This is a genomic window from Mitsuaria sp. TWR114, from assembly GCF_007997345.1.
Genome location: NZ_VOSR01000092.1, coordinates 1 through 2,989 on the forward strand (window position 1 = coordinate 1; position 2,989 = coordinate 2,989).

At 72.2% G+C, this 2,989-nt stretch carries 2 protein-coding genes; both read right to left on the reverse strand.

The window, feature by feature from the left end:
- A partial coding sequence (locus FUT87_RS04800) for an AEC family transporter (protein WP_147240245.1) occupies positions 1-771 on the reverse strand: 771 nt, incomplete at its 3' end.
- A gap of 175 nt (positions 772-946) precedes the next feature.
- Positions 947-2,776 carry an ATP-binding protein gene (locus FUT87_RS04805; RefSeq protein WP_091730860.1) on the reverse strand — a complete coding sequence of 610 codons (1,830 nt, stop codon included), beginning with the start codon at positions 2,774-2,776 and terminating at the stop codon, positions 947-949.
- Between the last annotated feature and the right edge of the window lie 213 nt (positions 2,777-2,989).

Here is a 2,989-nt window from a genome sequence, read left to right on the forward strand (position 1 = left end):
CGCGATGCCCAGCACCAGCGCCGGCAGCACCAGCAGCTTGAGCGCGGCCAGGCCCAGCAGCGAGCGGATCGCGCCGCGCGGCAGGCCGTAGTAGGCCAGCGACATCCCGATCAGCACCAGGCACAGCGGCACCACCGCGCTGCCCAGCATCTGCAGCACCTCGTCCAGCACGGTGGGCAGCGGTAGGCCGGTGAGGTGCCAGGCGAAGCCGCACAGCACCGGCAGCACCACCGGATGGATGACGGTGTTGCGGATCGTCGTGGCGACGGTGCGCCCGAGGCTGGCGCCGCCGGCGCTGTGGCGCGCCAGGTCCATCTCCACCAGCACGGTGGCGACGGTGAGCAGCGTCAGCGCGTGCAGGCTGACGACGGTGATGTGCACCGCCAGGCCGCTCTCGCCGAAGACGCCGGCCACCAGCGGCACGCCGACCTGCAGCGTGTTGCCGAAGCTGGCGGTGATGCTGCGCACCGCCGGCGCGGCGGGGCTGTCGGGATGGCGCTGGCGCTCGTAGAGGTAGACGGCCACCAGCATCAGCACCACCGGCGCGAAGAAGGCGGCGACGGTGAGCCAGGGCAGGGCGGAGAACTCCACCCGCGCGGTGGTGCGGAACATCAGCGCCGGGACGAACAGGTAGAACGCCAGGTTCGAGAGGATGCGGGCGGGATCGTTCTCGCCACCGGCCTTGCCCAGCCAGCGCATGTGTCCGACGAACCAGCCCATCCCCGCGGCGATGAAGATCGCCAGCAGCTTGTAGAACAGGACGGCAGTCATGGCCGGGAAGTATGCCCAAGCGCCCGCGCGCGCCGGGCGCCGCCCGCACAGTGGGCCGGGGACACCGTAAGGGCCGTGTAGCCGTGAGGCCGGGGACCCGTGTAGCTGTAAGGCCGGGGACCCGGGGGCGCGCGGCGAGAGGAGAGGCCGAGCGTCGGGGAAGCCGGGGGCTGGGCTACGAGGCCAGCGGCAGCTCGAGCGCGAAGCTGAAGCGGCTGCCCTCGTCCACCGAGGTCTGGACGGTGATCTCCCCGCCCATCAGGCGGACGAGCTGCTGGCTGATCGCCAGGCCCAGGCCGGTGCCCCCGGCGCGGCGTGAGAGGTCCGCGACCTGCTCGAAGGGCTGGAACAGCCGCTCCATCTGCTCGCGTGCCATGCCGATGCCGGTGTCGGAGACGGTGAAGCGCAGCATCAGGCTGCTCGGGCCCTGCGCCACGACGTCCACCGACAGCCCGATCCGGCCGTGGTCGGTGAACTTGACGGCGTTGGACAGCAGGTTCAGCAGCACCTGGCGCAGCCGCTGGCCGTCCGCGCGCACCCGCGTCGGCAGCTGCGCGTCGAGGTGGACGTCGAAGGCCAGGCCCTTCTCGGCGGCGCGCGGCCGCATGGATTCGCTGCAGATCTCGAGCAGCGCCCGCAGGTCCAGCGGGCTGAGCTGCAGGGTCAGCTTGCCGGCCTCGATGCTGGCGACGTCCAGCAGGTCGGTGATCAGCACCAGCAGGTGCTCGCCGGACTCGCGCATCAGGCGGATGCGCTGCTGCTGCGCCTCGCTGAGCGAGGCATCCATCTGCAGCAGCTGCGCGAAGCCGAGGATGGCGTTGAGCGGTGTGCGGAACTCGTGGCTCATCGTCGCCAGGAAGCGGCTCTTGGCCTGGTTCGCCGCCTCGGCGCGCTGCTTGGCCTGGGACAGCTCGACGGTGCGCTCGGTGACCAGTTCCTCGAGGTGGTCGCGATGCTGGGTGAGTTCCTGCTCCGCCAGCCGGCGCAGCGTGATGTCGCTGACCAGGCCCTCGATGCGCGGCGCGCCGTCGAGCACCAGGTGCAGGCTGAGCTCGACCCACAGGTCGCGTCCGTCTCGCGTGGTCACCAGCAGCGGCACCTGCTGCAGCAGCCGGTGGCGCTCCAGCGCGAGGGCCAGGCGCCGGTACTCGTCGCGCTCGATGCGCACCACGCGCCGCAGCGTGACGCCCTGCGCATCCTCGGGCCGCCCCAGTCCCAGCATGTGGGCCAGCGCCTTGTTGACGCGCAGCAGCCGCCCGTGGCCGTCGGCCTGGAAGATGCCCTCGGCGGCGTTCTCGAACAGGCTGCGGTAGCGCTGCTCGCTGCTGCGCAGGCCCTCGGCGAAGTCGCGCAGCTTGGCGCTCATCGCGTTGAGCTGGTCGGTCAGGTCGCCGATCTCGTCGGCATGCTCGGGCTGGATGTGGGCGCCGAGCTCGCCGCTGGCCACCCGCTGCGCCAGGCCGCGCAGGCGCGAAACCGGCCGCTCCACCAGGCGGCGCACCAGCACGTAGCTGGTCAGCGCGATCGCCGCCAGCACCGTGGCCAGCAGGCTGGCCACCAGCCGGCGCGTCTCGCCCAGCGTCTGGTCGATGTAGCTGCGGGTGTAGACCAGCGTCGCGCGGCCGAGCGCCCCGGCCGCGCCCTGGGCGCCGGCGCGATGGCTGAGCTCGAATTCCAGCGTCAGCGGCCGCACCGCCGGCGTCTCGCGGGCGCGCTGCAGGGTTTCCAGGCCGGGCGCGGCCAGGGTGATGGACTGGACTTCGGGATCGGCCATCACCGCGTCCAGCAGCTCGGACAGCGCCGCGCTGTCCAGGTTCCAGACCGGCTCGGCGAAGCCGCGCGCCACCAGCTGCGCCATGCGCTGCTGGCGCTCGGTCAGCGCCTCGTTGAGTTCGTGCTCGTGGCGGTCGACCCAGTACAGACCGATCAAGCCCACCAGCACCGTCGCGCTCAGGCTCAGCGCGGCCACCAGCCGCGTCTGGATGCTCAGCGTCGATCGGCCCATGACCCCATGCCCTCTCCTGACTCGCACGTTGTTTGCGGCCGAGTGTCGCGCAAATGCGGGAGCGCGCCCGGCACGCAGGCACGAACCGGCCCCCAGGATTTCACGGGTTGCGATTCGAGGGCGCGCGAAAGGGGCGCCGCGGGCACTCGCGGCGCCTGGGCTGCGGCCGCCGCCGCGGATGCCACGGACGCCGCTAGGGCGCCGGCTCGAACT